Source organism: Acinetobacter sp. TAC-1 (assembly GCF_029025845.1).
Classification (GTDB): domain Bacteria; phylum Pseudomonadota; class Gammaproteobacteria; order Pseudomonadales; family Moraxellaceae; genus Acinetobacter; species Acinetobacter guillouiae.
This window is the reverse complement of the sequence record NZ_CP118892.1, coordinates 1,501,196-1,526,349: the sequence shown is the minus strand read 5'-3', so window position 1 is coordinate 1,526,349 and position 25,154 is coordinate 1,501,196. Positions and strand designations below refer to the sequence as shown.

Annotated in this window: 23 protein-coding genes and 2 pseudogenes; 2 read left to right on the top strand and 23 right to left on the bottom strand. The window is 38.8% G+C overall.

Going from position 1 to position 25,154, the window contains the following annotated elements:
- Positions 1 to 368: 368 nt before the first annotated feature.
- Positions 369 to 1,001: a Fic family protein gene (locus PYV58_RS07010; protein WP_034618357.1), complete on the top strand. Its 633-nt coding sequence runs from the start codon at positions 369 to 371 to the stop codon at positions 999 to 1,001.
- A gap of 50 nt (positions 1,002 to 1,051) precedes the next feature.
- Here PYV58_RS07010 and PYV58_RS07005 read toward each other — a convergent pair whose 3' ends face one another.
- The 6 genes from PYV58_RS07005 to PYV58_RS06980 form a co-directional block, all read right to left on the bottom strand.
- Positions 1,052 to 1,654 (bottom strand): type 1 fimbrial protein, encoded by a 603-nt coding sequence (locus PYV58_RS07005; RefSeq protein ID WP_034618356.1) that lies wholly within the window; start codon positions 1,652 to 1,654, stop codon positions 1,052 to 1,054.
- 89 nt (positions 1,655 to 1,743) lie between these two features.
- Positions 1,744 to 2,337, bottom strand: a complete 594-nt coding sequence (locus PYV58_RS07000) for a fimbrial protein (RefSeq protein ID WP_275059733.1) — start codon at positions 2,335 to 2,337, stop codon at positions 1,744 to 1,746.
- A gap of 88 nt (positions 2,338 to 2,425) precedes the next feature.
- Positions 2,426 to 3,046, bottom strand: a complete 621-nt coding sequence (locus PYV58_RS06995) for a type 1 fimbrial protein (protein WP_275059732.1) — start codon at positions 3,044 to 3,046, stop codon at positions 2,426 to 2,428.
- 88 nt (positions 3,047 to 3,134) lie between these two features.
- A complete protein-coding gene (locus tag PYV58_RS06990) occupies positions 3,135 to 3,749 on the bottom strand; it encodes a type 1 fimbrial protein (RefSeq protein WP_275059731.1) in 615 nt (204 codons plus the stop codon).
- A 444-nt stretch (positions 3,750 to 4,193) separates the two neighbouring features.
- Positions 4,194 to 5,177 carry a FecR domain-containing protein gene (locus PYV58_RS06985; protein ID WP_034618377.1) on the bottom strand — a complete coding sequence of 328 codons (984 nt, stop codon included), beginning with the start codon at positions 5,175 to 5,177 and terminating at the stop codon, positions 4,194 to 4,196.
- Positions 5,167 to 5,715 carry a sigma-70 family RNA polymerase sigma factor gene (locus PYV58_RS06980; RefSeq protein WP_034618376.1) on the bottom strand — a complete coding sequence of 183 codons (549 nt, stop codon included), beginning with the start codon at positions 5,713 to 5,715 and terminating at the stop codon, positions 5,167 to 5,169. Before PYV58_RS06980 ends, PYV58_RS06985 begins: the two co-directional genes overlap by 11 nt.
- A gap of 170 nt (positions 5,716 to 5,885) precedes the next feature.
- Between PYV58_RS06980 and PYV58_RS06975 the strand changes: the two genes are divergently transcribed.
- Complete coding sequence (locus tag PYV58_RS06975) at positions 5,886 to 6,500, top strand: biliverdin-producing heme oxygenase (protein ID WP_034618375.1); 615 nt, start codon at positions 5,886 to 5,888, stop codon at positions 6,498 to 6,500.
- A gap of 958 nt (positions 6,501 to 7,458) precedes the next feature.
- Here the strand turns inward: PYV58_RS06975 and PYV58_RS06970 are convergent.
- The 17 genes and pseudogenes from PYV58_RS06970 to PYV58_RS06890 all read right to left on the bottom strand — a co-directional run bounded on the left by PYV58_RS06970 (position 7,459) and on the right by PYV58_RS06890 (position 25,100).
- A complete protein-coding gene (locus tag PYV58_RS06970) occupies positions 7,459 to 8,847 on the bottom strand; it encodes an MFS transporter (RefSeq protein WP_034618130.1) in 1,389 nt (462 codons plus the stop codon).
- Between the two features lie 258 nt (positions 8,848 to 9,105).
- The gene (locus PYV58_RS06965; protein WP_034618132.1) at positions 9,106 to 9,723 is read right to left on the bottom strand and encodes a TetR/AcrR family transcriptional regulator; all 618 of its coding nucleotides are present in this window, start codon (positions 9,721 to 9,723) and stop codon (positions 9,106 to 9,108) included.
- 343 nt (positions 9,724 to 10,066) lie between these two features.
- A complete protein-coding gene (locus PYV58_RS06960; RefSeq protein WP_034618141.1) occupies positions 10,067 to 12,022 on the bottom strand; it encodes an alkyl sulfatase dimerization domain-containing protein in 1,956 nt (651 codons plus the stop codon).
- Between the two features lie 219 nt (positions 12,023 to 12,241).
- Complete coding sequence (locus tag PYV58_RS06955) at positions 12,242 to 12,859, bottom strand: TetR/AcrR family transcriptional regulator (RefSeq protein WP_004822846.1); 618 nt, start codon at positions 12,857 to 12,859, stop codon at positions 12,242 to 12,244.
- 101 nt (positions 12,860 to 12,960) lie between these two features.
- Positions 12,961 to 14,334, bottom strand: coding sequence for a hypothetical protein (locus PYV58_RS06950; protein WP_034618135.1), 1,374 nt, complete (start codon positions 14,332 to 14,334; stop codon positions 12,961 to 12,963).
- Between the two features lie 641 nt (positions 14,335 to 14,975).
- Positions 14,976 to 15,587 carry an isoprenylcysteine carboxylmethyltransferase family protein gene (locus tag PYV58_RS06945; RefSeq protein ID WP_034618137.1) on the bottom strand — a complete coding sequence of 204 codons (612 nt, stop codon included), beginning with the start codon at positions 15,585 to 15,587 and terminating at the stop codon, positions 14,976 to 14,978.
- A 228-nt stretch (positions 15,588 to 15,815) separates the two neighbouring features.
- Positions 15,816 to 16,214, bottom strand: coding sequence for a hypothetical protein (locus PYV58_RS06940; RefSeq protein ID WP_034618139.1), 399 nt, complete (start codon positions 16,212 to 16,214; stop codon positions 15,816 to 15,818).
- A 468-nt stretch (positions 16,215 to 16,682) separates the two neighbouring features.
- A pseudogene (locus PYV58_RS06935) lies at positions 16,683 to 16,796 on the bottom strand (4-carboxymuconolactone decarboxylase); the annotation flags it as partial.
- A 251-nt stretch (positions 16,797 to 17,047) separates the two neighbouring features.
- A pseudogene (locus tag PYV58_RS06930) lies at positions 17,048 to 17,335 on the bottom strand (carboxymuconolactone decarboxylase family protein); the annotation flags it as partial.
- Positions 17,336 to 17,356: 21 nt separating this feature from the next.
- Complete coding sequence (locus tag PYV58_RS06925; RefSeq protein ID WP_275059730.1) at positions 17,357 to 18,817, bottom strand: NAD-dependent succinate-semialdehyde dehydrogenase; 1,461 nt, start codon at positions 18,815 to 18,817, stop codon at positions 17,357 to 17,359.
- Between the two features lie 73 nt (positions 18,818 to 18,890).
- The gene (locus PYV58_RS06920; protein ID WP_051671074.1) at positions 18,891 to 19,652 is read right to left on the bottom strand and encodes a hypothetical protein; all 762 of its coding nucleotides are present in this window, start codon (positions 19,650 to 19,652) and stop codon (positions 18,891 to 18,893) included.
- Positions 19,634 to 21,247, bottom strand: coding sequence for a bifunctional 3-(3-hydroxy-phenyl)propionate/3-hydroxycinnamic acid hydroxylase (locus PYV58_RS06915; RefSeq protein WP_034616465.1), 1,614 nt, complete (start codon positions 21,245 to 21,247; stop codon positions 19,634 to 19,636). The genes PYV58_RS06920 and PYV58_RS06915 overlap by 19 nt, the downstream gene beginning before the upstream one ends.
- Positions 21,248 to 21,281: 34 nt before the next feature.
- Positions 21,282 to 22,118 (bottom strand): alpha/beta hydrolase, encoded by an 837-nt coding sequence (locus PYV58_RS06910; protein WP_034616468.1) that lies wholly within the window; start codon positions 22,116 to 22,118, stop codon positions 21,282 to 21,284.
- A 58-nt stretch (positions 22,119 to 22,176) separates the two neighbouring features.
- Entirely contained in the window at positions 22,177 to 22,779 is a 603-nt protein-coding gene (locus PYV58_RS06905; RefSeq protein WP_034616472.1) for an amino acid synthesis family protein, read from the bottom strand.
- Between the two features lie 11 nt (positions 22,780 to 22,790).
- Complete coding sequence (locus PYV58_RS06900) at positions 22,791 to 23,243, bottom strand: VOC family protein (protein ID WP_034616475.1); 453 nt, start codon at positions 23,241 to 23,243, stop codon at positions 22,791 to 22,793.
- Between the two features lie 12 nt (positions 23,244 to 23,255).
- On the bottom strand, positions 23,256 to 24,293 hold the full coding sequence (locus PYV58_RS06895) for a YCF48-related protein (protein ID WP_004822870.1): 1,038 nt from the start codon (positions 24,291 to 24,293) through the stop codon (positions 23,256 to 23,258).
- A gap of 12 nt (positions 24,294 to 24,305) precedes the next feature.
- The gene (locus PYV58_RS06890; protein WP_004822873.1) at positions 24,306 to 25,100 is read right to left on the bottom strand and encodes an SDR family oxidoreductase; all 795 of its coding nucleotides are present in this window, start codon (positions 25,098 to 25,100) and stop codon (positions 24,306 to 24,308) included.
- Positions 25,101 to 25,154 lie beyond the last annotated feature (54 nt).

Below are 25,154 nucleotides of genomic sequence, written 5' to 3'. Positions count from 1 at the left end.
TCTTGCATTTCTAAATAATTGACCGAAAAATACAGTGCGTGATATAATGCTGAATATATTTTATACAACATTTGGACGGAGAGCTTTGAGAATGCCAATTATGTCATTTGTGCGTAATCAAGATTCACGTAGCGCAACATCCACTGATGTCTCTGATCAGTGTGTAGAACATTCCCAAGTCGTTGTTCTTAGTAACAATAGTCAAAGTGTGATTGGGATTATGGCTGTCGATAATCTTCATGTTGATAGCGATGATCTAAATAGATTACAGCGTATAGAGTCTGGCTCAATTTCGTATGAACAAGCTATTCAAGAAGTCTCTCAACTAGCATTTGCGATACAAAATCGATCGTCGAAAGTAAGTATAAATGAGTGATCGCAGTAAACTAGACGATCATTATTATGCCGTAGGTTATGATGCCAGTTGTGATCCATATGTATATGAAAATGGGGTGCTCATAAATTCATACGGTATTCAATCGACGTCTGAACTGAATATAATTGAAAATAAATTCACTGTCATAACCATTAAAAAACTCATTGATGATGCTTATTTTGTTTTCCCTGTGGACCTAACTTACTATACCTCTATCCATCGTTGTATTTTCAGTGAAATTTATCCATGGGCTGGTGAAGTTCGTAAAGTTGACATCTGCAAGGGACAAACTCAATTTTGTCACCATGACGACATTTATGATCAGCTCCAAGACCTGTTCACTAAACTAAATACTCAATATGAATCACTGAGTTCTATGTCTGATTCTAATTTGGCAGTTTATATTGGTTTTATACTTGGTCAGTTAAACAATATTCACCCTTTCCGTGAAGGTAATGGGAGAACTCAAAGGGTTTTTATCCATAATTTATTGCATCACCTCGGCTACAAAATAGACTGGAACACAATAAGTCCTGATTCTATGGCAAATGCTTGTATTGAGTTTAATAACGGAAATACTCGACCGCTTGAAAGAATTATTCATTTAAATCTCAGTAAAATATAAAAAGAGCACTTCAACAAACCTATACTTCCCAACTAAACCAACACAAAAAATTAATTATAATGCATGGTATAATTTATCTTTGCGGTGTAATTTTGAGCATCGACAATTCCAGTCTTGGAAGCAGGCATTACATCGTATTGTAAATACGTTTCATCTCTAAGCGTATAAATTGCACTTTTTGCTTGAACTCCCCAAGGTGCAGAAAAATCGACAATTCCATTTCCATTAGTATCTATTTGAATAAAAACAGGATTTTTACTAGAAGCACCACCTGCGCCAGTGGCTTTATTCACTAACAACCTTTTATCGGTTGCATCCAAGTCTTCATCTGGTGACGTTACACTGAGATGGATCCCTTTAAACGCTTTACTTGTTACTGCATCACAGACACCTGTACCCGCTGCATTTGATAAGTACAGAGTAAATCCATACTTCCTTGGGTCTGGAAGTGTAGGTGTAAACTTTGATTTAGGTATAGTGCCCACGTCAATGCTTATATCTTTTGAGCCCATTGCAAAACCACCACCATTTAATGTACATGTTCCATCAGCGATAACACCATTAACCGTAATGGTTCCATCTACAGCAAACACTTGGGTACATGCCAAAGTTAAAGCCAAAGTACTCAATGTTGCTAAAGTCAGTTTCTGCATTGAATATTCCCTTTATCGAGTTTTAATTATTTTTAAGTTGCTGAATCATCATTAAATCTATGCCTCACCACTAAAACCAACACAAAAATTTAATTATAGTGCAAGGTATAATTGATCTTCGCATTTACATTTTGAGCATCGACTATCCCCGTTTTAGAGGCATACTGTACACGATAATATACAAATGTATGATTACTAAGATGCTGAACTGTACTTTTTGCCTGATCTGCCCAAGACGCAGAAAAATCCACAGGTACTGAATCCACCGTATAAAATTGAATAAAAACAGGATTTGCAACAGAAGCGCCCGAGGTGTTGACCAATAAAGTTTTATCGGTTGTATCCAAGTGGTCTGGTGAAATCGCACTGAGATGTATACCTCTAAATGCCCTTCTTGTTGCGATGTCGCAGAAGTCCGAACCCGTCGCATCTCTTAAATAGATATTAAAGCCCATAATAAATGGCTCTCGATTTGACGGTGTAAAGGTTGATTTAGGTAGCGTGGGTAAGCTAACGGTTAGATCTTTTAAACCACTTAGAATGCTATTTTCTTCAGCTCGTAAAGTACAAGTCTGATCAGTGATAACGCCATTAACCGTAAGGGTTCCATCTACAGCAAATACGTTGGTAGACGCCAAAGTTAAAGCCAAAGTACTCAATGTTGCTAAAGTCAGTTTCTTCATTGGATTACACCCATAAAGTTTTAATTATTTTTAACTTGCTGAATCATCAGCTAAGCTATGTTTCTCTACAAAAACCAACACAAAAAATTTAATTATAGTGCAAGGTATAATTGATCTTTGCAGTGTAATTCTGAGCATCTACAACCCCAGTCTTAGTAAGAACCGTTGCCATATACTGTAGGTACATATTATTACCACCCTCATCAAAGAAGGCACTTTTCGCCTGAGTTCCCCAAGATGCAGAAAAATCTACTGGCACTAAAGTACCAACAGGTATAGCTAAAATTTGCATAAAAATAGGATTTGCCGCAGAAGCACCACTGGCTTGATTCACCAATAAAGTTTTATCGGTTGCATGCAAGTGATCTGGTGACGTTACACTGAGATGGATTCCTTTAAAGGCTTTAGTTGTTGCAGCATCACAAGGACCTGTACCCGTAGCATTTCTTAAATACAGGTTAAAGTTTACGATCCCTTGCCATTGATTTGGAACAATAAACAAAGATTTACGCATAGCAGGAAAATTAATTGTTATATCTTTAAGACCACTGGCCTGACCACCCCCAATCCCAATACCATTTGCTAGCAATACACAGGTCTGATCCGTCACCACACCATTAACCGTAAGGGTGCCATCTACTGCAAATACATTTGTGCATGACAAAGTTAAAGCCAAAGTACTCAATGTTGCTAAAGTCAGTTTCTTCATTGAATTACCTCTCATAAAGTTTTAATTATTTTTAACTTGCTCAATCATCAGCAAACCTATGTTTCTCTACTAAAACCAACACAAAAAATTAATTATAGTGGATGGTATAATTAACTTTTGCCGTGTAATTCTGAGCATCTACAACCCCAGTCTTAGTAAGAACCGTTGCAAAATAGTGTAGGGATATATTATTACCACCTTCATCACGGATGACACTTTTCGCCTGAGTTCCCCAAGATGCAGAAAAATCTACTGGCACTAAAGTACCACCAGGTACAGCTATAATTTGCATAAAAATAGGATTTGCCGCAGAAGCACCTTCGGCTTGATTCACTAATAAAGTTTTATCGGTTGCATGCAAGTGATCTGGTGAGGTTACACTGAGATGGATCCCTTTAAAGGCTTTAGTTGTTGCTGCATCACAAGGACCTGTATCCGTAGCATTTCTTAAATACAGGTTAAAGTTTTCGATCCATTGCCATTGATTTGGAACAACAAACAAAGATTTACGCATAGCAGGAAAATTAATTGTTATATCTTTAAGACCACTGGCCTGCCCCCCCCCAAAACCTTTTGCTAATAATACACAGGTCTGATCCGTCACCACACCATTTACGGTAATAGTCCCATCTAGCGCAAATACATTTGTGCATGACAAAGTTAAAGCCAAAGTACTCAATGTTGCTAAAGTCAGTTTCTTCATTGAATAACCCCTTTATAAAGTTTGAATCAAAAACATGCGATAAATATAATCTTATTCACATTATAGGAACAAAAATCTCAATATAAATAAATGCAATTAAATATAGTTAAACTATGTTTCTGCTTATTTTAAGCCTATGCTGATTTAAAAATTTAGCTATCCACTATTTATTTTAAATTTCAGTTAATTTAAAATAAAACCTTATGCTGACAAAAATATATCTACACCACAATAGTTTCTAAGTTGACTTTTTATCATACAAGTACATTACATAAAATCATGTATAAATTTTATTGTTAAAATTCAATGTAATAAATAAATCAATTGGTAAATTTTAAGTCATTATTTTAGTTTTAAACAGTATTTTCAGCATATAAAAATGTGACTAAACATAAATAAACTACATTTAATAAGATATTAAACTCAACCAAAATAACATTTTTGTTATTTTGAAGTAATATAAATCACATGATCGCCAAGCTTGGTTATTTTAATTGGGTATTGAGTGACCAACAAACGTAGCGTTTGATCTAAATCCTGCTTGGCATTAATCACACCACTGACTTTATAATCTTTTAAGGTCGAATGATTAAATATTAAATATTGATGATGATAACGCCCTAAGTTGGTCAGTAAATCAGCTAAAGGAAGTTGATCTGCCAAGATCTGATGTTTATCCCAAGCAAACTCGGCCGATGCAATATCCAACTCAGAAATCGGGCTTAAACCAAGTGAGTCAGCGCTAATTTTTTCCCCTTGCTTGACTACTTTTACTTGAGAATTTTGAGCCAACGAACGGGTTTCAACCTTTGAATGCAACATATTTAACACACTGCTATTGGCGTACTGATAAACAATAAATCGTGTACCGAGCGCTTTAAAATCCGCTTGAGCTGTGTGAACGATCAGAGGCCGTTGTGGGTCTTTGGCAACATCAATATAAATATCCCCTTGGACTAAATTGATTTGTCTTTTTTCAGCGGTAAAATCAAGTTTAATGGCAGATTTTGCAGCTAAAGTCACTTTGGAACCATCTTCCAAGGTGATCGAATGCATTTGCCCAACCTCAGTTTTATAATCAGCCATGTAGTAAGACATCATTGTTGAATTCGCAGCGAAATAAACAACACCGCCGATACTCACACAAAACAGCAAGACTTTGCTAAACAGTTGTAAAATATGTTTTTTACTTTGCTGGCTGACTTTCATTGAGTTGCGAACGTTTTGGCTGGATATGCCATGCGTTGTCGAAAACTGCTGCATTGTTTCAGAAAAATTAAGCATTTGATCGAGTTGATCATGATGTTCAGGATACTTACTTCGCCACGCTTCAAACTCAATTTGCGCTTGTTGACGTTCATGCAAATCATCAGTATTTAAACGAACAATCCATAAAGCCATTTCTTTCTGTAACTGTTTAGCGTTCATCTAGCCCTAGCTCAAGCAAGTTGTTTTTCGCCTCATAACATAACTGTAAACATTCGGCTAAATAGAGCTGTGTCGTGCGTAATGATTTACCAATCTCAGTGGCAATTTCACTCTGACTATAGCCTTCAAAGTAATACATGATAAAGGCTTTTCGAGTCAGCGCCGTCGTATTCTGCAAAGCAATGGTGAGAAAATCTAAAATAACTACAGCCTCTTCAATTTGATTTGAACTGATTAAAAGATCTTGATCATCTGCATGCTGTTTGAGTGTTTCTAAATAATTCTGCTCTAAAATATAGCGACGATGCTTATCAATCAGCACATGTTTTGCCACATTGACCAGATATGCCCGTGGTTCCTGAATTGAAAAAAGCTGTTTAGTTTGCAGCAATTTAACAAAAGTATCTTGAACCAGATCTGCAGCAGTAAAAGGATATCTGACACGCGAGTTGAGCCATTGTTTCAGCCAATCATGGTGATCCAAATACATCTCTTGCAGGATTTGTTGCCGCGTCGGTGTGGGGAGAATTGGGATCATAGAATTAAATTAAAATTTCTAAACAATAATAATTATCGTTTACATTTTGTGATTTGTAAATGCTATTCCTAAAGAACTTTTTTGTAGACGCTGTTGCGGTTTTTATCCAGTTCATTCGTCATCTCTCATATAACCCATTTTTTTATAGACTTTTTTAATCAGAGAATTACATGAATCAAGCACTGATCACTGAACCCAATGCCAATCCGCAACAAGAACTCAGTTTAGCCATGCGTCTCAAATTACAGACCGCAGATGAGCATGAAAGAATGCATACGCTAATGGCAAAAGCAGACGTATTTTCTAGTGTAGAAAAATACGCCTTATTCACCCTGTCTCAGTATTATTTTCAACTTGAAATCGAACATTTATTTCAACAAGATCAAGTGGCTTTACATATTACCGACCTTGATATCCGTGGTCGTTCTGCACAAGCACTGTTAGATCTACAAGATTTAGGCATTCAACCTCAAGGTCAAACTTTAGAAAGCTTAAATGTGACTTTCCCTGCTGCTTTAGGCTGGATTTACGTTTCAGAAGGATCAACTTTAGGCGCGGCATTTTTATTTAAACAAGCGCAGCAACGCTTAGGCTTAAGCGCTGAGAATGGTGCGCGCAATTTGGCAGCTTACCCTGAAGGTCGAGCAAAGGTTTGGAAACGATTTGTTCAAGCTTTAGATCAAGCCGAACTCAGCCCTAGCCAGAAAGATGAAGTTATTCAAGGTGCACTGGATGCATTTAATTATTTTGGCAATGCGTTAATCAATTTAGAGCAGCTTAAGTAATTCTATTGCAGTGAAAATTTTAATTCATTTGTGTAAGCAATAAACCTTTCATAAAGCAAAATATGATCATATGGCGTAAATCATTTTGGTATTGAAAGTCCCTTCTCCCGCTGGGAGAAGGCTAGGATGAGGGGCTTTTATATTGATTTATAGTCTTAAAAAGGACTAATGAAAGAAGCCGAATATCTCGTTCTTATAATGTCTTAATAAGGTTGTTGAGTATAGCGATTCATCATCAAACTATATGCTCATCGCATTCCATAAAATCAATAGACCTTTCATAAAGCAAAATATGATCATGTGGATCAAATCATTTTGCTATTGGAAGTCCCTTCTCCCACTGGGAGAAGGCTAGGATGAGGGGCTTTTATGTTGATTTACAGTCTTAAAAAGGACTGATAAAAGAAGCCGAATGTCTCACTCTTGTACTGTCTTAATAAGGTTGTTGAGTATAGCGATTCGTCATCTAACTATATGCTCATCCCATCGCATTCCATAAAATCAATTGATCTTTCATAAAGCAAAATATGATTATATGCCGTAAATCATTTTGCTATTGAAAGTCCCTTCTCCCTTCGGGAGAAGGCTAGGATGAGGGGCTTTTATGTTGATTTATAGTCTTAAAAGGGACTGAAGAAAGAAGTCGAATGTCTCACTCTTGTAATGTCTTAATAAGATTGTTGAGTATAGCGATTCATCATCAAACTATATGCTCATCATATTCCATAAAATCAATAGATCTTTCATAAATCAAAAAATGATCATATGGCGTAAATCATATTGGTATTGGAAGTCCCTTCTCCCACTGGGAGAAGGCTAGGATGAGGGGCTTTTATGTTGATTTACAGTCTTAAAAAGGACTGATAAAACAAGAGAACTGTGTCAATCAGTGCTCTTGTTTTATTTGGCTCTATTCGAGTCAGTGCAGTTGCTCCCTGCAAAATGACAGTGAGAAAATCTAAATTGAGGCTTGTTTCTGGCTATACAACATAAACAAAATAGACAGTAGAAAAAGTCCGCCCATCAACATGACTGTAGTATGGAAAGCCAGCAGTTCAGCAGATTGTAAGCTATTGCCCTGCTGTTGAGATAAAGTCGTCACAAAAGTCATCGCTGTACCTAATACTGCAATCCCAATTGTCATTCCCAATTGGCGTAGTGTATTTAAAATGGCTGCGGCAAAGTTTGCATCTTGCACTTGTACACTGCCCATGATCAATGTACTTGAGCCCGGAACGATCAATCCCATACCAATTCCCATAAGTCCACTACAAAAGATAAATAGTGCAAAAGATGAATCAGTTTGAAAACTCATCATGGCCAACAAGGCTGTGCCTGCGATTGCCAAGCCCAGCGTTAACAGACTTGCCACGGTAAAACGTTGGTGTAGTTTAGAAAAAGCGATGGAAACAAATGCCTGCGTTAAAAACTGTGGTGCAATCAACCAGCCCGCCTGTGCTGCAGTTAACTCAATCTGCTTTTGATAAAACAAGGCAAAGATAAATAACGAACTATATCCTGCAAACCCCAAAATAAAAGAAATCGCGTTATAGGCTAAAAAACGTTTATTTTTAAATAAATGATTGGGTATCAATGGATGAGTGGCATGTTTTTGCTGCCATACAAACGCCATACTTGCCAAGATAAATAAGAAAATACTCAGCATAAACCAATGCGCTAAATGCACATGTTGTAATGCAATAATGCTATACGTTAATGTGACGATCGCTACAGCACTGTAGAGCAAACCTAAATAATCAAACGGTACAGGCACCGATTTCTGATCGGCCTCAATACCATAATAGCCCAAGTAAATCGTTAGAATCCCAACAGGAAGATTGAGCCAAAAAATACTTTGCCAACCAAAATGATGTACCAGCAACCCACCCATCAACGGGCCGACAATTAATGAAAACGCACTAAAAGAACTCCAGCGACCAATTTCACGTGCTTTGTCTTGCGGTTGATGAAAATGATGCACCATGATCGCCAATGCCAAAGGGATTAAAACTGCACCAGCCACACCCTGAATCATTCGTCCAATAATCAACAAGCTAAAATTGCTTGCCATTGCACAAATCAATGAACCCACAATAAAAATGATCACACCCAGCAACCATAATTTTTTACGCCCTATGCGCTGACTTAATGCCCCCACCGCTAACATTAAACTCGATAGACTTAAAGCATAGCTATCAATCACCCACTGTAGATCTGCCATGTCACTATTAAATTGGTTTTGAATACTTCCAAGTGCAAGATTGACACTGCTTAAATCCACCAAACACAGAAAGGTACTGATATAGAGCGCTAAAATAAGATAAATCGGCTGGCGAGATGCATTCATACATCACCTAGATCATTTAAATGAGAATCATTATATTATACATTGACCGACCGTCGGTCAATGTATAAAAACCCACTTAAAACCCAAAGCTTTCATTTTTTATAGATAGTCTTGAAAGCGCTTTCAAAGATCACCATTGATCACAACTTAAGCAGAATGGTTAGCTTTAAAATGTATATCTTCGGGTTCTAATTAAAATTGATAATAAAAGAATATCAGACGATAAGCGATTTATAAGATTCAAGATAATGGTAAAAGTCAGCCATCATGATGGAGCATTTTTAAATATTGCAGCGCAATTTGCTGAGAAAAATCTGTGCTATCGTGCAGTTGATTGGCAATTGCTTCATCTGCAACCCCATGCACACCAGAATAAATCAATAACGCAGTCAATCTTGGCTGTTCTAAATGCCAAATACCCGCCTGCTGCCCTCCATTTAAGATTTGCAGCAATTGTTCCAATATCATATTTTTTTCATTATTTTTACGTTCATGGTGATGTGCACCAAAAACAATATCATGTATCGGATAACTTTCGAGGTAGGTTTGTATATTGGCAGAGACCCAAACCTTAAATTGACTGACCCAATCTTCAGCATCACATGTTGCAACAGCCCTATCTAAAGCCGAGATAAAAAAATCGATATAACGTTTTTTTAAGGCTTCAACAATATGCTGTTTCGATTCAAAGTAATGATAAAAGGTCCCTTTAGCAACGCCCACACTGGCAATAATTTCGCTAATGGTGGTGGCTTCAACGCCTTTTGCTAAAAAAAGCGTTTGTGCAGCATTCATCAGCTCATCAATTCGGACTTCTGCTGGCTTGGTTTGCCTTTTTGTCACCTGAGTAGAAGCGACTTGAGATTGTGATGACATACTTCTCTATTTTCTACACGCAAGAATTTAATTATAGATGAGCACTAGCTAATTCACAATTCAAGCCAATATAGGTCCCTGATTACATCAATGTAGCTATAAGCATAGCGCAATATAAAATCCCCCTCATACTAAAATCGTCCACCCATACTAGCTTTATCTCAAAACGAGAAGGAATTTTTAATACCAACATGATTCACTGCACATCATCATTTTTGCTTGATGAAACAAGAGCTTTTATTGAAATACTGATATAAAAAATGGGAGAACTAATCTATAAGTCCTCTCATTTTATTCAACTCTACTGATCTAAGCCTACACATTTAAGCTTCGTCATTTTCCTCTAACCATTTGGTCGAGTCACAATTGGAAAAATTGAATCTGGACGTTTAAACATGGCAAAGAATTTTCCAATTTTCAATGGATTGCCTTTGACTTTACTGTCTTTAGACAGCAGGACTTTTACCCCTTCTATTTGACCTGTAATCATTTTTAGATATAAGGGCTTGGTTACGGTTAATGTTGGGCAATCCGATGCCAAATCTTTACTGTCATCATGACGCTTAAACTGCATGACTGAGTTTTCAACCCATAATGAAAAATTCTCTTGGGTATCCGACAAAACCAGATTGATACACTGGTTTTCATTTTTTAAATTTTCCACATCTAAATTTGTCGCCATGGCTTCAAGAAATCTTTCAGTTGGCGTGTGAATCAATAAATCGCTCGGATCAGATGTATTTTGTAGGGGTACATTATTTTGTAGCTCTTGGGCACCTACCAAAAAGAAATTACGCCAAGTTGAAGCCTCAGCTGCATAGCCCAATTGTCGATACGTATTTGCCAATAAGTCTTTTGCTTGCTGGTTCTGAGGGTTATTCAACACAATATGTTTTAAAATCTCAGCAGCCCATCTATAGTCAGCTTGAGCATAAGCATCCTGCGCATTTTTCAATGCATTGTTCTCCCCACCTGCCAACTCAATATATTTTTTTGCAACAGCTTTAGGCGGTAATGGATCTAAATTGGAAGGATGGGCATCGAACCATCCCATATAGTATTGGTATACCGCTTTTACATTATGTTTAAGGGTTCCATAATAGCCATGCGCATATAGTTTTTGATCAAGTGCCGCTGGAAGCTGAATTTTCTCGGCAATTTCAGCGCCATTAAAACCAGAGTTCATATATCTTACCGTCTGATCATGCGTGAATTTATAAACATCTCGCTGGGTTTTAATAAAATCTTGAATATTATCATTGCCCCAGACAGGCCAATGATGTTGTGCAATCAATACATCGGATGTTTTGGCATGCTGCATTGCTTGGTCTAAATAGCCCACCCATTTTAAGGCATCACGGACTTTAGCACCGCGGAGGGTATAAAGATTATGCATGGTATGCGAAAGAATTTCTGCGCCATTATAAAGTTTCAGTGATGGAATAGAGAAGGTTAACTCTGCTGGCGCTTCTGAACCCGGCACGTTATAGAACACAAAATCCAAACCATCAATGCTCATTTTCTGTTCTGCTTGAGTGATCAGTTGTGTAGGCTCAAGGATGCCCATTTTCCCCACAGCAACAGCCTTACCTAAACCTGTATCCACCAATCCTTCCGCATTCTTTGGTAGAAAAGTTCCATACATATAAGTCGCACGACGTATCATGGCTGAACCTGCCATCACATTTTCACTGGTCGCTTCTTCCATAAAGCCTTGCGGCGCAATAATTGGGGTTTTTCTAGCGTTAATTTCTTCTGTAGAAAGAACACCTAATGCACCACCAAAATGATCGATATGGCTATGGGTAAAGATAATGGCTGAAATTTTTTGCTCACCTAAATGCTGCCTAGCAAATTTAAGTGCTGCTTCCGCCGTTTCTTTAGAGGTTAATGTATCCACAATAATCCAGCCAGTATCGCCCTGAATAATGGTCATATTTGCCAAATCAAAACCACGAATTTGCCAAACTCGATCTGTAACTTTAAATAGACCAACATTATTATTGAGCTTTGCTTGTCGCCAGAGCGCAGGATTAACTGTATTTGGTGCAGGATCATTTAAAAAGTTAAACGCATCAAAATCCCAGATCACATTGCCTTTTTCACTTTTAATTTGACCTGTTGGCTTGGCAATAAAGCCTTTTTGCGCATAATTAAACTCTGTCATATCGTCTAAATTATATTTGGTTTTATACGCATTATTTGATTCAATGACCGCTTTTTCGACTTGTCCATTTGCTGCAAAAACAGAAAATGGCAAAATAAACATCAATGAGACCGTTAAAAATTTAATTTTCATTGTCGTTCCTTCTTTAAAATATCCATAATTTTTGATTTTCTGATCTGTACTGTTCTTTTCATTCGGCATCTAATACGATGACTTAATCTCGCTATAAAGTCCTTTTTCCTCCATAAGTTCATTCATGATCGTTAATTAACTCATGATCGTCTTTAGCTCACATCATTTTTGACTTACATCGTTTTATTAGCAACATTTTTAATCAATGATCAGTTTAGGCTAATCATAACGTTGATTTACCTTAAAACGGATTCCACCTTCAATATAGTCTTTTAAATATTTACCCAGTAGCTTGTGATCTTTCACCTTGGTTGGCCAAAAATGCTCAAGACCAATATCACTGACCACATTGAGAATGGTATTGAAGGTAAACAGTACTTTTAATGCAATCGCATCAGGCTCTGCATCGGGTAAAGCCAGTTGTAATAATTCGACCGCTTTATCTGAAATAGGTACTAGCGTTTTTACAACAATGATCCGCCCTTCATCTCCAGCACTAATGGTTTTAGAAAAGAACTTTAAATAATGTATGCCATTTTCCTGTAAAAGAATCTTCACCATCGGTTTCATCAAGGCATCGACCACATCAGACACTTGGACCTGTTCAGGTTGAATTGCATTTAATAGCGCTAGACTGTCTTTGACATAGGGTGTCATGACATGATCTAGTGCAGCTTCAACCAATCCCCATTTCGACTTGAAGTGGTAATATAAAGCTGATTTGTTGGCTACTTTTGCAGTTTCATTGATTTTCTGTACAGACAAAGTTTCGATATTGTTCTGAGAAAACAGAACAATCGCTGCCTCGATAAGCTTTTCTTTGGTTTGATTACTCATCACATTCCATAGAGAAAATAAAAAGAGAGGTCTCTTTTATATCAAAAATGATAAAAAATAAACCAATCCCGAATCAGATTGGCTTATTTTTAACGGATGAATTACGAACAACCTTTGGCTTCAAATTCCTCTTTAGATGTATAGTTAAGCTCTGGTAAATAATCACCCATTACCGTTTTTTCATCTCCCCAAACTTTAGTGTTCTGGATTGCTTGATTAAAGCTTGAATACGGTAATAAATTTCTCATAATCAAGAAACCGACATCATTGTGCCCTTTCTCCACAGCATCTGGACCAGTATAACCATCACCACGCGGGCTTAAAGGCAAATAAGAAATTCCACATTCATCTGTAGCATTCTTTGGACGATCTTCGGGTAATGATACAACCAGGGTATAAAAACCATTTTTGTCTTTATGCTTCATTTGCTCGTCATAAATACAGAAGTTGGTCGCTGTCGAAATCAGCTCATTGGTACAAATCGACCAATAACGAATATCGCCTTTGGCTAAAGTGGTTTCGTTACCAGAGGTTGCCGCGATTTGTGGCAGTTTACCTTTTATCACGACCACCTTACCAAGTTTGCGGCTAATCACAGAGAAGGTATATTCGTTATCTGGCGTAGCCCACTGGTTTAGCTTACGTTCTGTTTTAAACCCTTCACACTGCTCTAAGTTATATTTATAAATACAACTAATATTCGCAGGTCCGTTATAGGCGGTATACCATGTTGGCTTCAATTGTGCAGGGAAACCTACATAAGGTTGTTTATTGTATAAACTTAAAATTACGCTCAAAGGTGTTTGTACATTATCCAAAGCTTTTTCTTTGACTTTAAGGACTGTACAGACTTCTGGACCTGTTTTGATTTCACCATTGGCTAACTGTACTTTATAGCGTGGGAAATTGACGCCGCCTTTCTCATTAAAGCCTTTATTCGGCACATAAACACGATAGATTAACGCCACTTCATTACTGTCTGTTTTAGGCGCATATAAGGTATTTTCTTTAGGCGATGCAGGTAGATCGCCTAACACCAACTCAGCTTTGAATCCTCTTTCTTTATTTAAGCGGTTATTACCCACAATAAAGGGATTGGTCACACCTTGATTGGGTTTAATATTGACATCTACCAGAGAATTAACGCGTTCTCCTTTGGCTGTATAGCTAACCAGAGAGGTGTGGCGGGCATAAGGATAATCACCATCGATAAAAACTTTTGCGCCTTCTGGTACTGTAAATTCACTCGACCAGTAATTTACATTGGAGTCTGGAAGCGCATAATTCATTGGATTGGCACCACCTGTTCCATCCTTACTTGAAACAGCATTTTGCCACATACAATCCGTCAGTTCTGCTTTAGGCGGTTGAGTTACACGTTCTGAATCATCATTGTCGTTACAAGCACTTAAAGTGATTGAACCCATAACCGTCGTTAGCAGTATCCCTACTTTTAATTTATTCATCTTTTCCATAACTTATGTTTCCTATGTACCATGCCCTTCAATCCTAGAACGATGGCGATTTCATTTTAATTTTAATTGATCACTTCAATGGACTGGCTTTTAATCCACTTAGATTAAATATAATAATCCACTTAGATTAATTTTCAAGCGGTTTTTTTCTGATCTATTTAAAAAGTGCTTTTTGACATGGATCAACAGCATTTCCAGTTGATGTTTAAAGCGATTAAAAAATGAGGAGAACCTAACAGCTACGATGTTTTTGATACTTCATCCATTGCTTAGACAGATGAAGCAAAACCCTTGCTAAATCGCTTAAAAATCTCGGCTCTGTATTGAATTCTTCATTTTAAAAGAAAAATAAAATAGGGAAAAATGGCGAAAAAAATTCTTTAAATTGAAAAAAATAAAAATACATTCGATCTTTTTTATAAATCAAAAAATGATCATCTTGAGTAAATCATATGGGTATTGAAAGTCCCTTCTCCCGTTGGGAGAAGGCTAGGATGAGGGGATTTTATCTGGATTTATGCATATTCAGTTTAAAAATCATCCATCCAATATATGCACCATAGCGTACCCAATAACATGATTTTTACTGGATACTCTAAGTATAAACTGCCCTCTATTCAGGTTAGTAAAATAAAAGCGGATTAAAATATATTAAAATAAATAGGAAAAACCCCTAACAAGCGAAGCTCTTCAAACAGTTGTACAAACGCAGCAACCCAGAAAAACCAGATCACCTGTGTGAGGAACAACCTAAAATGTTTGGATGACACTTGACAATATTGCGGTTCAGAATAGTTTTTAAAACTCGGCCAAAAGCGTGGTGTGGTTTGAGTATAATTCAAATAGAGTTGATCAAATTTTTTCCTCAAAAAACGCTCTTCTTGACGTATGACAAAGTAATAATAAACTAAAAACAACACGCTAAAAGCCACAGGAAAGAACAAGGTTTCGGTTAAAAACATAATCCCCAGCGCAGCTAAAAAACTAAAAAGATAGAGTGGATTTCGACAGATGGAATACGGACCATCCATAACTAACTTCGCGTTTTTATGGCCTAAAATATAAATACTGCACCAAATCCGCCCCATCGCTCCGATTCCCACTAAAATCCAACCGAGCAACCATAAAAGATGCTCAATCAGTGGAAAAGTGTCGTGCCATAGACCAAAACTAACAGCAATAATAAATGCCAATATAAAACCAAAAACTCTTGAACCCACGGTCCTTATTCTGGAAGAAAATATAATGCTCATTTTATTTCCTCCCACAATAAATTAAATACTCATCTTCTTTTAGATAAAGTGCCAAGTGGTTACTTATCAAAATTAAATAATGTAAAATATTTATTTTAAAAATAGAATTTAAAGATAATGGTTCCACAAAATAACATATCGCTTTTTTTTGACTAAACATTTAAATACTCCTCAGCATATACAAAAAATATAAAATGGTGGGAGCTGCTTTAGCTAGCCACCGTATAGCTACTTGAATTTAGGAGGAGGAGATAAGTTATTTAATTCAGGAGATTGATATAAATTCAACCATCTGTATCTATGAAAAGTCAGAAGATTAAAAAATGGATTAAATGTATTTTCAAAATAACGTTCAATTTTTAAATCAGCAAAGTTCGATATGAAATTACATTTATCACTTAAACAAATATTTTGACAAAACTGATTTATCTCATTGTTATATCTTATTTTTTCAATATTTCTTTCAACATCGCTCATAGCAATAAGTGATTCTTTATCATCAATATTTTGTTTTATATAGGTTTGAGTCGAAATTTCATTAAGACATAAAGATTCAACCACATACCAGACATTCTGAAATGCAAATTGAAACATCAATAGCCAAACAAAAAACAGCTTCTTTCCCATTACAACTTTCTGTAAACAATATTCATGATATTTAAAAACTCAACCAAGTAAGTTACTGCTCTACAAAGATAAAATAGATTCCAAGAAATTCATTTAAAATAATATTAAAACGATTGCATATCTGTATGAATTTACACATTCCTACTGATTTTAAAAATTAATGATTAATTTTATATAATAGTTTTTTAAATTTACAATTACATTTATACAAAAAAGAAACAAGATATTGGTAAATGTTCGATAAAGCATTTTTATTACAAAATTGTCATTAATTAAATGTTTGATTAAAACTCTTTCATAAATCAAAAATAATCATCTGGAGTGAATCATAGTCGTATTGAAAGCTCCTTCTCCCGCTGGGAGAAGGCTAAGATGAGGGGAGTTATATGTTGATTTATGGTTTAAAAAAGAAACTCTTAAAGAAGCCTATAGATCAAAATTAATCAGAATACAGATCTAAAATAAACACTAACCATTTTCTCGTTCATATTCTGCAATCGCTTCTTTGGCAATACGGAAGCTATCTACACCAGCAGGCACACCACAGTAAATTGTGACTTGTAATGGGGACTGTTGATATTTCATAAATAGCTTGCGTTGTAGGCTAAAATTGAGCAGACAAGGCATGAAACGATGAGAATAGCGAGACTATTTTGGAGTTTCATAACGTAGGCTGAGATAATTTTAGCCACAACCCTTCGGGACTAGAGTGTTTTTTGCCGCTACGTCGTTACGAACTACTCATTTAGAATCACTAAATTTCATATTTCGTGCCTAGTATCACCTAAAAAACACTCGTCGTCGCAAACATAGATGAATTGTCAACAGCCCCTAACTTCTCGAATTTTGTCTTTTGGAACACCATTACGTAAAGCACCTTTCACATGTAGTTTCAGCTCATTTGGGCGGTTAAGTGCAGAAATCATAGCGAGATTTATCAGACTTCGTTCAGGTTTCGTCAGCCCTTCTCGCCCCCATACTGCACCCCAACAATACTCAGTGGCTAACTCTAATAATGGCAAGTTAAAATCATCAGCATTGTTCATAGAATGATTAACATATTCTTCGCCAAGCACTTGTTTACGGATCGCCAGCCCTTTTTCAAATGTTTCATTACTCATTTGCTTAATCCTCACAATTAATTATTTGCTTAATCCAGCTAACAACACATATTTAATTTCCAAATAATCTTCTATTCCATATTTGGAGCCTTCGCGTCCCAATCCTGATTGCTTTATCCCACCAAACGGCGCCACTTCGTTGGATAATATTCCAGTATTCAGTGCCACCATGCCGTACGCTAAAGCATCAGATACAAGCATTGCCCTACCTAAATCCTGAGTATAAAAATAAGATGCCAAGCCGAACTCAGTATCATTGGCATAGGCGATAACCTCTTCCTCTGTTTCAAACTTAAATACAGGCGCTAATGGACCAAAAGTTTCTTCTTTGGCAACTTGCATTTCAGCAGTAACATCTTTGACAATGGTCGGTTCAAAGAACAATGCCCCGTATGGATGAGGCTTTCCACCCAATACAATCTGAGCACCTTTACTTACTGCATCGTCAATATGTTCTGTCACTTTACGGATCGCCGCAGCGTCAATGACGGGTCCAAAATCTACGCCAGCCTGCATACCATTACCGACCTTAAACTGCTTTACCGCCGCAACAAATTTTTCGATAAATACGTCATAGACCGCTGATTGCACATATATTCGATTGGCACATACACAGGTCTGCCCTGCATTACGAAATTTACTTGCAATCGCACCTGTTACAGCAGCATCAAGATCGGCATCATTAAATACAATAAATGGAGCATTTCCACCCAACTCCATCGACACCTTTTTTACTGTTGATGCACATTGCGCAATCAACTTTTTACCCACCTCAGTTGAACCGGTAAAACTAAACTTTTGCACGCGTTCGTCTGTAGTCAGTACCTCACCGATTTCGCTAGAACTTCCAGTGATGACATTGAATACCCCCGCTGGAATACCTGCGCGTTGTGCCAACTCAGCAATGGCAAAGGCAGATAATGGCGTTTGCGAGGCTGGACGGACAATCATGGTACAACCTGCCGCTAAGGCGGGCGCAACTTTACGGGTAATCATGGCATTGGGGAAATTCCACGGGGTAATTGCCGCACAAACCCCGATGGGTTGTTTGTTGACTAAAATTTTCTGATCAGCGGCATTTGAGGGAATGATATCGCCATAAATCCGTTTGGCTTCTTCTGCAAACCATTCGATATAAGCTGCCCCATATGCAATTTCACCCTTGGCTTCTGCTAAAGGTTTTCCTTGTTCCAAGGTTAAAATATAGGCCAGATCATCTTGATGCTGCATGATTAAATCAAACCATTGACGTAAAATCTGACTGCGTTGTTTGGCAGTTTTTTTACGCCATAGCGCTAAAGCCTGTTCAGCTGCGGTAATAGCATCCAAAGCTTCCTGCTGCCCCATTTTCGGTACAGTGCAAATAATTTCACCTGTAGCAGGATTGATCACATTCAAGGTCTGTTGAGTGTCAGCATCGCGCCACTGACCATTAATCAATGCCTGTGATTTTAATAAACCCACATCGTTCAGTTGTGCCATTTTATTGTTTTCCTATTTTTAAAATTTTTGCCAAACACCAAACTTTTTACATCATCAACAATACTTTCCCGATTTAAATCACTTGCAACGAAAGCTTTTGACCAAGCACTGAAAAATCATATTGCCCGATGTTTAAATCCATCGGGCGAATGATGGAACCTGTTAAAATCACATCACCTACGTTTAAACTTTTAGCCTGTTGCAATAGGGTCCGCACCAACCAAAGATAGTTGCGGATTGGCTGATCTTCAGGTTGTGTGGTCACGATGATGTCGAGGTTGGCACGTTCAATAAGCGGGTAAATATCTAAATCAGTTATAGATAGCTCTACTTCATCGCCTAGAATGTAAAACTGCGCCGCCGCATTATCTGCTAAGAATTGAGCGAGACTAAATTGCCAGTTTTGCCAGCGCGTATCTGCGATTTCAATTGCTGGGCGTATTTGCCCAACTTTCGCCAACAACTCAGCATCAGTTAAATCCGTACTGCTAATGGCCTGTTTTAAAATAAAGGCCAATTCAACTTCTAGTTTCGGCTGGTACAGATTTGCCAGCGCCATACAACTGCCATTTTCCAATTGCATATCTGAGCAAAGATGACCATAAACAGGATGTTGCAAAGCATATTTGGCTTGAGCAGGCGCACCCGAAAGTGCCACTTTCCAACCTGAAACTGTAGTGTCAGTTTCCTGACAATAGTGTTGGATCAGTTGAGCCTGACAGAGATAAGCCTGATCGGTTTCAACAGATTCAAACTCATTGGCATCCATTACATGTCGCGCAATACGAGCATCGAGTAAGCGATGTTGTAACTCGGTTAATTGATCAACTGACATGCCAATTTCTCCAAAGTTTCTTCAAGCTTTTCCAAAGCACAAGTGGCTGCAATAAAGCGGTCAGGACGTACAATCACCACCTCATCACGGGCAAGATCAAACCAGTCTTCTAGTTTACGCTCCACATCTTCTACACAAATCACCTGCTCGGAAGCATGTAAAGGTTGCTTACGATTTAAACCACTTTTAGCGCGATTGATCTGAATAAAACGCGTCTCACGACTTTGCCAAAATTGTCGCGTCTGCTCGGATAAATGCTCCAGTGGATCTTTTCGGAATGCAACCACGGCATACCATTGACCCAGAATCTCATCAAATTTCAGCTTATTGGCTTGAGCATCTTCGACATAGGGTTGAATAAATATTTTCCCAACCACATCGGTTTCTTTGATGTGCGGACGTGGATGATAGACCAAACCTTTATGAATAAAGGGTTTCGGTTTAAATTTAAATTCAACCAAATGGCTGCGTAAAGCATCGACATTGTTAAAAGCCTGAAATAGCCAATCACGTACCCCTGCCATAAGTGGATTAGTCAACCCTAAGACCATGCCCATATTGTCTGCCAAGGCAACTAATTCTGTCGCATGAGTACGGCGCTCATCATCATAACTGGCGATGATTTTTTCCGAGGCGTAGTTTTTTAAAACCGCAGCCAATTTCCATGCGATGTTCCCTACATCTCGAATACCTGAATTTAAGCCTTGCCCTGCCCAAGGTGGAGTAATATGTGCCGCATCGCCAATCAAGATAATTCGCCCTTGAATAAATCGGTTGGCAACCCGTGAATTATGGGTATAGGCACGAATTCGAATGATTTCCAGTTCATCTACAGCATCCCCAATATGATTACGGATCAATTGGCGAATGTTGTCTTCCTTACACATGCTTTCTTCGTCTTCACCATCAAATAGCATAAATTCCCAACGGCGCTGCTGATAAGGCAAATATATACAGACAAATGGACGGTTTGGATCGGCATGTAAGGCAGTATATGGTGCATCCAGAGAATCATGTGCTGCATCCACCACGATCCATTTATGTGGATGGGTTAAGCCCTCAAGCTGAATCCCAGCCTTTTTACGCACACAGGAACGACCACCATCTGCACCAATCACATATTTGGCTGAGATTTGGTAAATTTCACCATTGCTGTCTTTAACTTTAACTGTTGCCGATTCTTCGGTTTGGGAAACATCGAGCATTTCATGCCCAGAACGTAATTCGACCTGTGTATAGGATTGCAACATTTCCCGCATGGATTTTTCTAAAAGCTGCTGCATAAAGATATTGCGCATCGGCCAACCATAATCAGCAACTGACGGTTTTACTTCAGCAAAACAAATTCCACGAGCATTGTAATAACGCAATGGCACATTTTGGATCATGTCTTTTACAACTTCATCGGCCACTCCTATAGTTTGCAAGACACGTAAGGCCTCATCATCCATGCCCACTGCACGAGGGTACGGTAAAATATCTGGACTCATTTCAAGCACAATGCTTTGAATTCCATACATTCCCATATAATGCGCCAGCGCAATTCCATTTGGCCCCCCACCAACAATAACAACTTGTGTGTGTTCCTGCTTCATCCCTATTGCTCCCTTGCTTGGACTTCCTATACCGCTAAGCAAACTGTTTTAAAAAATCCTGTACGGTCTGATTAAATTGTTCAGCTTGATCATCATGGACATAATGTGATGCCCCTGCAATTTCCACTGTTTTGACCAGTTTGTTGTTTTCCTTAATTTTTTCGAGTATCTCAGTGGTTAAGAAATCTGACAAGCCACCCTTTATAAATAGCGTAGGACAAGTCAAACTTTTAACCGCAGGCCACAGGTCGATCGATGGAAAACTCAAACGCGCCTTGGCAATCCCTTCCTGATCATGACGCCAATGAATCAGGCCATCTTTTTCCACTAAAGTATGTTGCAAACGCGACTGAATCCCCTGCTCATCAATCAATGGGCGTAGCTTTTGCCAAAATGCTGTGGCCTCATCCCATGAAGCAAAAGATAAGGGTGTGCTTTGCATTTCATGTCGAATCCGTGCTGCACCCTCGCCTTGTATAGAGGAGCCTGGACCAATATCCTCAACAATTAATGCCTGAACCTGCTCAGGATGCAAACGGGTAAATTCAAGGGCATTCGTTCCACCTAATGAATGACCTATTAAGATGATTTGATCCACCTTTAATTCAGCAATCAAATCTTCAAGATCATGTACATAATATTCAGTTTGGTAACTTGAATATTCCGCCCAATCACTTTGTCCACGTCCACGCTGATCCAGTGCCACCACATAAAAATGCTCCGCAAGCAATGGTGCAAGCAGGTGCCATGTTGCAGCGTAGGAACGCAATCCATGCAGCATGATTAAGATAGGCTGCTCAGGTTCGCCCCAAGTTAAATAATGCAGACCAAGCCCACTGCGGTTTTTAAAAAAATGGCTTCCTATTCGCATAATGTCATGTCCTTATATGTATGCGCGATGCCTAAGATTGAGCTGCGTTATCGCTAGCTTAATTCAGACCATCCTCACCTTTAACTTCAGAGGCTTTTAATCCACCTAAACGGGCATGTAAGCGTCCACGAGTCGCAAAAGCCCAAATCACGATAATTTCATCGTTATTGGGTGCATCATTAAAAGATAAAGAAAATGTGTCATAGTGTGAACGCACATAAAGCGCATCTTTATGTGCTAAAGGAACATCAATAATGGTTCCTGCAACACCGCGCTTACCTGTCGAAGGCACCCATGATTTACCACCACCAATGGCCTCACGTACTGGGTTGGCCGCAGGATTGGTCAAAAATGCATTGCCATGCTCATATTCGCTATTCATACCGACCAAAATGGCTTTACCATAACTTTCAATGGCGCGACCCTGTGCCAAAGCCTGTATACGGCGACCAAATTCACGACCCAGTTCAGGTGATTTTTCAATCAGTGCATTAAGATCTTGCTGAAACTGACCCGCAAATGGATTATGGATCGCAACAGCAACCGCATATTTATAAATCGGTTCACCATCTGCCAACACACCACTTTCATTTGCCAGTGTTTCTTCTACAAAGCTGTACCATTTACGAATATGATACTGTTCAAAATTTGCTTTTTTCATATCAGAATCCTTTAAAAAATAGGTTTAATTTCAATCGGATTGCTTGGAGCACCAGCAGCATGGAAAGCTTTAATCGCTTCGGCATCATCATGAATGGTTTCTAAAAAGAACTCTAAACGATTGCCATCTGGGTCATTGAAATACAGGCCATTGCCGACGGTATGATCTGTAGTTTTGACCACTTCCACGCCTTTTTGGATCAGCATGCCATGCAATTTTTGTAGGGTTTCAAATGTTCCCTCAATTTCCAAACCATAGTGCTGCAAACCGAGTCCACCTTGCTGAGCATCAGGCGCTGCCTTGATCAAAGCAATGTCATGATGCTTTACACCAAAACTCATCATGATCCATGCTGGACCACGCGCATGCTCAACCATCCCCAAAACATCGGCATACCATTGAGCAGATGCTTCAGGATCTCTGACAAAGAGTGAAAGATGCGTCCGTAATACTTTTATTTTCATCTTTAGCTCGCATTATTTTTCGATCACAGATTGATGTAGCGCCTTGATTTCAGTATTTGCAGGCGTCCATAACACATCTGCTATTTCACTAAATTCACGCCAATGTTTAATCCAACTATTACCGCCATTTTCACTGGTAAATAGATGACCATACTTTGTGCCAGCAACCATCTGCGCTGGATTGTTAAAGTTTTGCTGAATCGCCCAGATACAGGAGTTGGGTTGTTGCGGTAAAGGCAAGACTTCCCATGTTGCTGCTGCATCTTTAGAAACCAGAATCTTACTGGTGGTTCCCGGTGTCCCGTCCGAGATACTGATATACACAGTACTTTGACTGTGATGATGTGCCGACATTGCACGCACGTAATACAAACCAAAAGTTTCTTTGGCAATAATTCCTGTCCATGTCTGTCCATCATCAAAACTGCGATACACCGCATTAACACAGACCACCACCACCACTTTTTGACCATGATTTGGCAACACTGCAACCGCATGCACGTCGGAATTAAAATCCCAAAGCAACCGATCATCTAGTCGTTGCCAAGTCTCACCACCATCTTGTGAATGAAAGAGTCCACCTTCTTCCAAACCAAACCAAATTTTATTGGCATCGGTTGGATCATAAGCAAAAGCCAGTAAACGCGGACGACTGACCCCTGCACAAAATTCTGGAATTTCAACAGGCGCAGCATCCCAAGTCTGCCCACCATCTAGACTACGCCAAAGCACAGCGCGTGAGGGTGCTCCTGTTCCAGCAAAAATTCTTTGTCGGTTTTGCGGATCAACAGCAACTTTCCAAACGGTTTGACCTTTAAACGGTGTATCCATTTGCTGCCATGTCCCACCACAATCATGGCTGACACATAAGCCAATATCTGTGCCTACATAGATGATGTTGGCTTGTTCAGGATCTTGTGATAAAGCGCGAGTAATCGCATCAAATTCTAGATCTTGCCCGACACCCAAACGATGCCATAATTTGCCATCATCACCACTACGGATTACCGCTTGCCCAACGGTCGCCACTAATAATGTTCCATTTGACATGATGCCTGCTCCTTAGATAAAGATGCCACGGGTCAAACCACCATCAATCCCAATCGACTCACCGGTGATTGCACCCGCTTTCGGTGAAGCCAGAAAACCAATCAAGTAGCCCATTTCGATAGGCGCAAGTGTCCTGCGAATTGGCGTGCTGTCGATATAGCCCTGACGAACTTGCTCAGGTGTTTTGTTCTGCTTGATCCCTTCACGTTCATAAAGCTCTTGAATATGTGGTGTATCAACAACCCCTGGATGGATTAGATTTACCGTGATTCCTGATGGACCAAGTTGGTCAGATAAGGTCTTGGTCAAATGGGCAATCGCAAGATTACGCATCCCTGACATGACTTTACTGCCACGACCTGTTAAGCCACCAATATTGATGACCCGCCCAAAACCAGCCTTTTTCATATAGGGTGTAACCGCTTTGATACAACGGAAATAGCCAATAACTTTGGTATCCAAATCACCCAATAGCTCATGATCTTCTGCATGTTCAATATCATTACGTACCACACCAGACGGGGCTGCTGCACCATTGACCAAAATATCAATTCGTCCAAAATGCTGCACGGCCTGATCAACCATAAACTGTACCGCTTTCATATCTGTGGTATCACAAAATAATGGCAACACCTCATTACCCGTTTCAGTTGCAATCTCTTTGGCTGCTTCATTTAGATAACTCATACGGCGCGCGCAGATCACGACTTTACAGCCTTCTTGCGATAAAAGACGGGCTACATCTTTACCAATTCCCATCCCGCCACCAGTAACGATTGCAACTCGATCTTTTAATTCTAAATCCATTTTTTAGTCCTTTTTTTGAGTCAAAAATCCCCCATTCCCACTTTGAGTGGGAAA

Bases quoted from the DNA above. Each gene is read 5' to 3' on its own strand.
- PYV58_RS07000 (WP_275059733.1), bottom strand. From the start codon at position 2,337: ATGAAGAAACTGACTTTAGCAACATTGAGTACTTTGGCTTTAACTTTG.
- PYV58_RS06950 (WP_034618135.1), bottom strand. From the start codon at position 14,334: ATGGAAAAGATGAATAAATTAAAAGTAGGGATACTGCTAACGACGGTT.
- PYV58_RS07010 (WP_034618357.1), top strand. From the start codon at position 369: ATGAGTGATCGCAGTAAACTAGACGATCATTATTATGCCGTAGGTTAT.
- PYV58_RS06900 (WP_034616475.1), bottom strand. From the start codon at position 23,243: ATGAAAATAAAAGTATTACGGACGCATCTTTCACTCTTTGTCAGAGAT.
- PYV58_RS06960 (WP_034618141.1), bottom strand. From the start codon at position 12,022: ATGAAAATTAAATTTTTAACGGTCTCATTGATGTTTATTTTGCCATTT.
- PYV58_RS06945 (WP_034618137.1), bottom strand. From the start codon at position 15,587: ATGAGCATTATATTTTCTTCCAGAATAAGGACCGTGGGTTCAAGAGTT.
- PYV58_RS06955 (WP_004822846.1), bottom strand. From the start codon at position 12,859: ATGAGTAATCAAACCAAAGAAAAGCTTATCGAGGCAGCGATTGTTCTG.
- PYV58_RS06915 (WP_034616465.1), bottom strand. From the start codon at position 21,247: ATGAAGCAGGAACACACACAAGTTGTTATTGTTGGTGGGGGGCCAAAT.
- PYV58_RS06905 (WP_034616472.1), bottom strand. From the start codon at position 22,779: ATGAAAAAAGCAAATTTTGAACAGTATCATATTCGTAAATGGTACAGC.
- PYV58_RS06895 (WP_004822870.1), bottom strand. From the start codon at position 24,293: ATGTCAAATGGAACATTATTAGTGGCGACCGTTGGGCAAGCGGTAATC.
- PYV58_RS06910 (WP_034616468.1), bottom strand. From the start codon at position 22,118: ATGCGAATAGGAAGCCATTTTTTTAAAAACCGCAGTGGGCTTGGTCTG.
- PYV58_RS06940 (WP_034618139.1), bottom strand. From the start codon at position 16,214: ATGGGAAAGAAGCTGTTTTTTGTTTGGCTATTGATGTTTCAATTTGCA.
- PYV58_RS06980 (WP_034618376.1), bottom strand. From the start codon at position 5,715: ATGATCCCAATTCTCCCCACACCGACGCGGCAACAAATCCTGCAAGAG.
- PYV58_RS06985 (WP_034618377.1), bottom strand. From the start codon at position 5,177: ATGAACGCTAAACAGTTACAGAAAGAAATGGCTTTATGGATTGTTCGT.
- PYV58_RS07005 (WP_034618356.1), bottom strand. From the start codon at position 1,654: ATGCAGAAACTGACTTTAGCAACATTGAGTACTTTGGCTTTAACTTTG.
- PYV58_RS06925 (WP_275059730.1), bottom strand. From the start codon at position 18,817: ATGGCACAACTGAACGATGTGGGTTTATTAAAATCACAGGCATTGATT.
- PYV58_RS06965 (WP_034618132.1), bottom strand. From the start codon at position 9,723: ATGTCATCACAATCTCAAGTCGCTTCTACTCAGGTGACAAAAAGGCAA.
- PYV58_RS06995 (WP_275059732.1), bottom strand. From the start codon at position 3,046: ATGAAGAAACTGACTTTAGCAACATTGAGTACTTTGGCTTTAACTTTG.
- PYV58_RS06990 (WP_275059731.1), bottom strand. From the start codon at position 3,749: ATGAAGAAACTGACTTTAGCAACATTGAGTACTTTGGCTTTAACTTTG.
- PYV58_RS06890 (WP_004822873.1), bottom strand. From the start codon at position 25,100: ATGGATTTAGAATTAAAAGATCGAGTTGCAATCGTTACTGGTGGCGGG.
- PYV58_RS06920 (WP_051671074.1), bottom strand. From the start codon at position 19,652: ATGTCAGTTGATCAATTAACCGAGTTACAACATCGCTTACTCGATGCT.
- PYV58_RS06970 (WP_034618130.1), bottom strand. From the start codon at position 8,847: ATGAATGCATCTCGCCAGCCGATTTATCTTATTTTAGCGCTCTATATC.
- PYV58_RS06975 (WP_034618375.1), top strand. From the start codon at position 5,886: ATGAATCAAGCACTGATCACTGAACCCAATGCCAATCCGCAACAAGAA.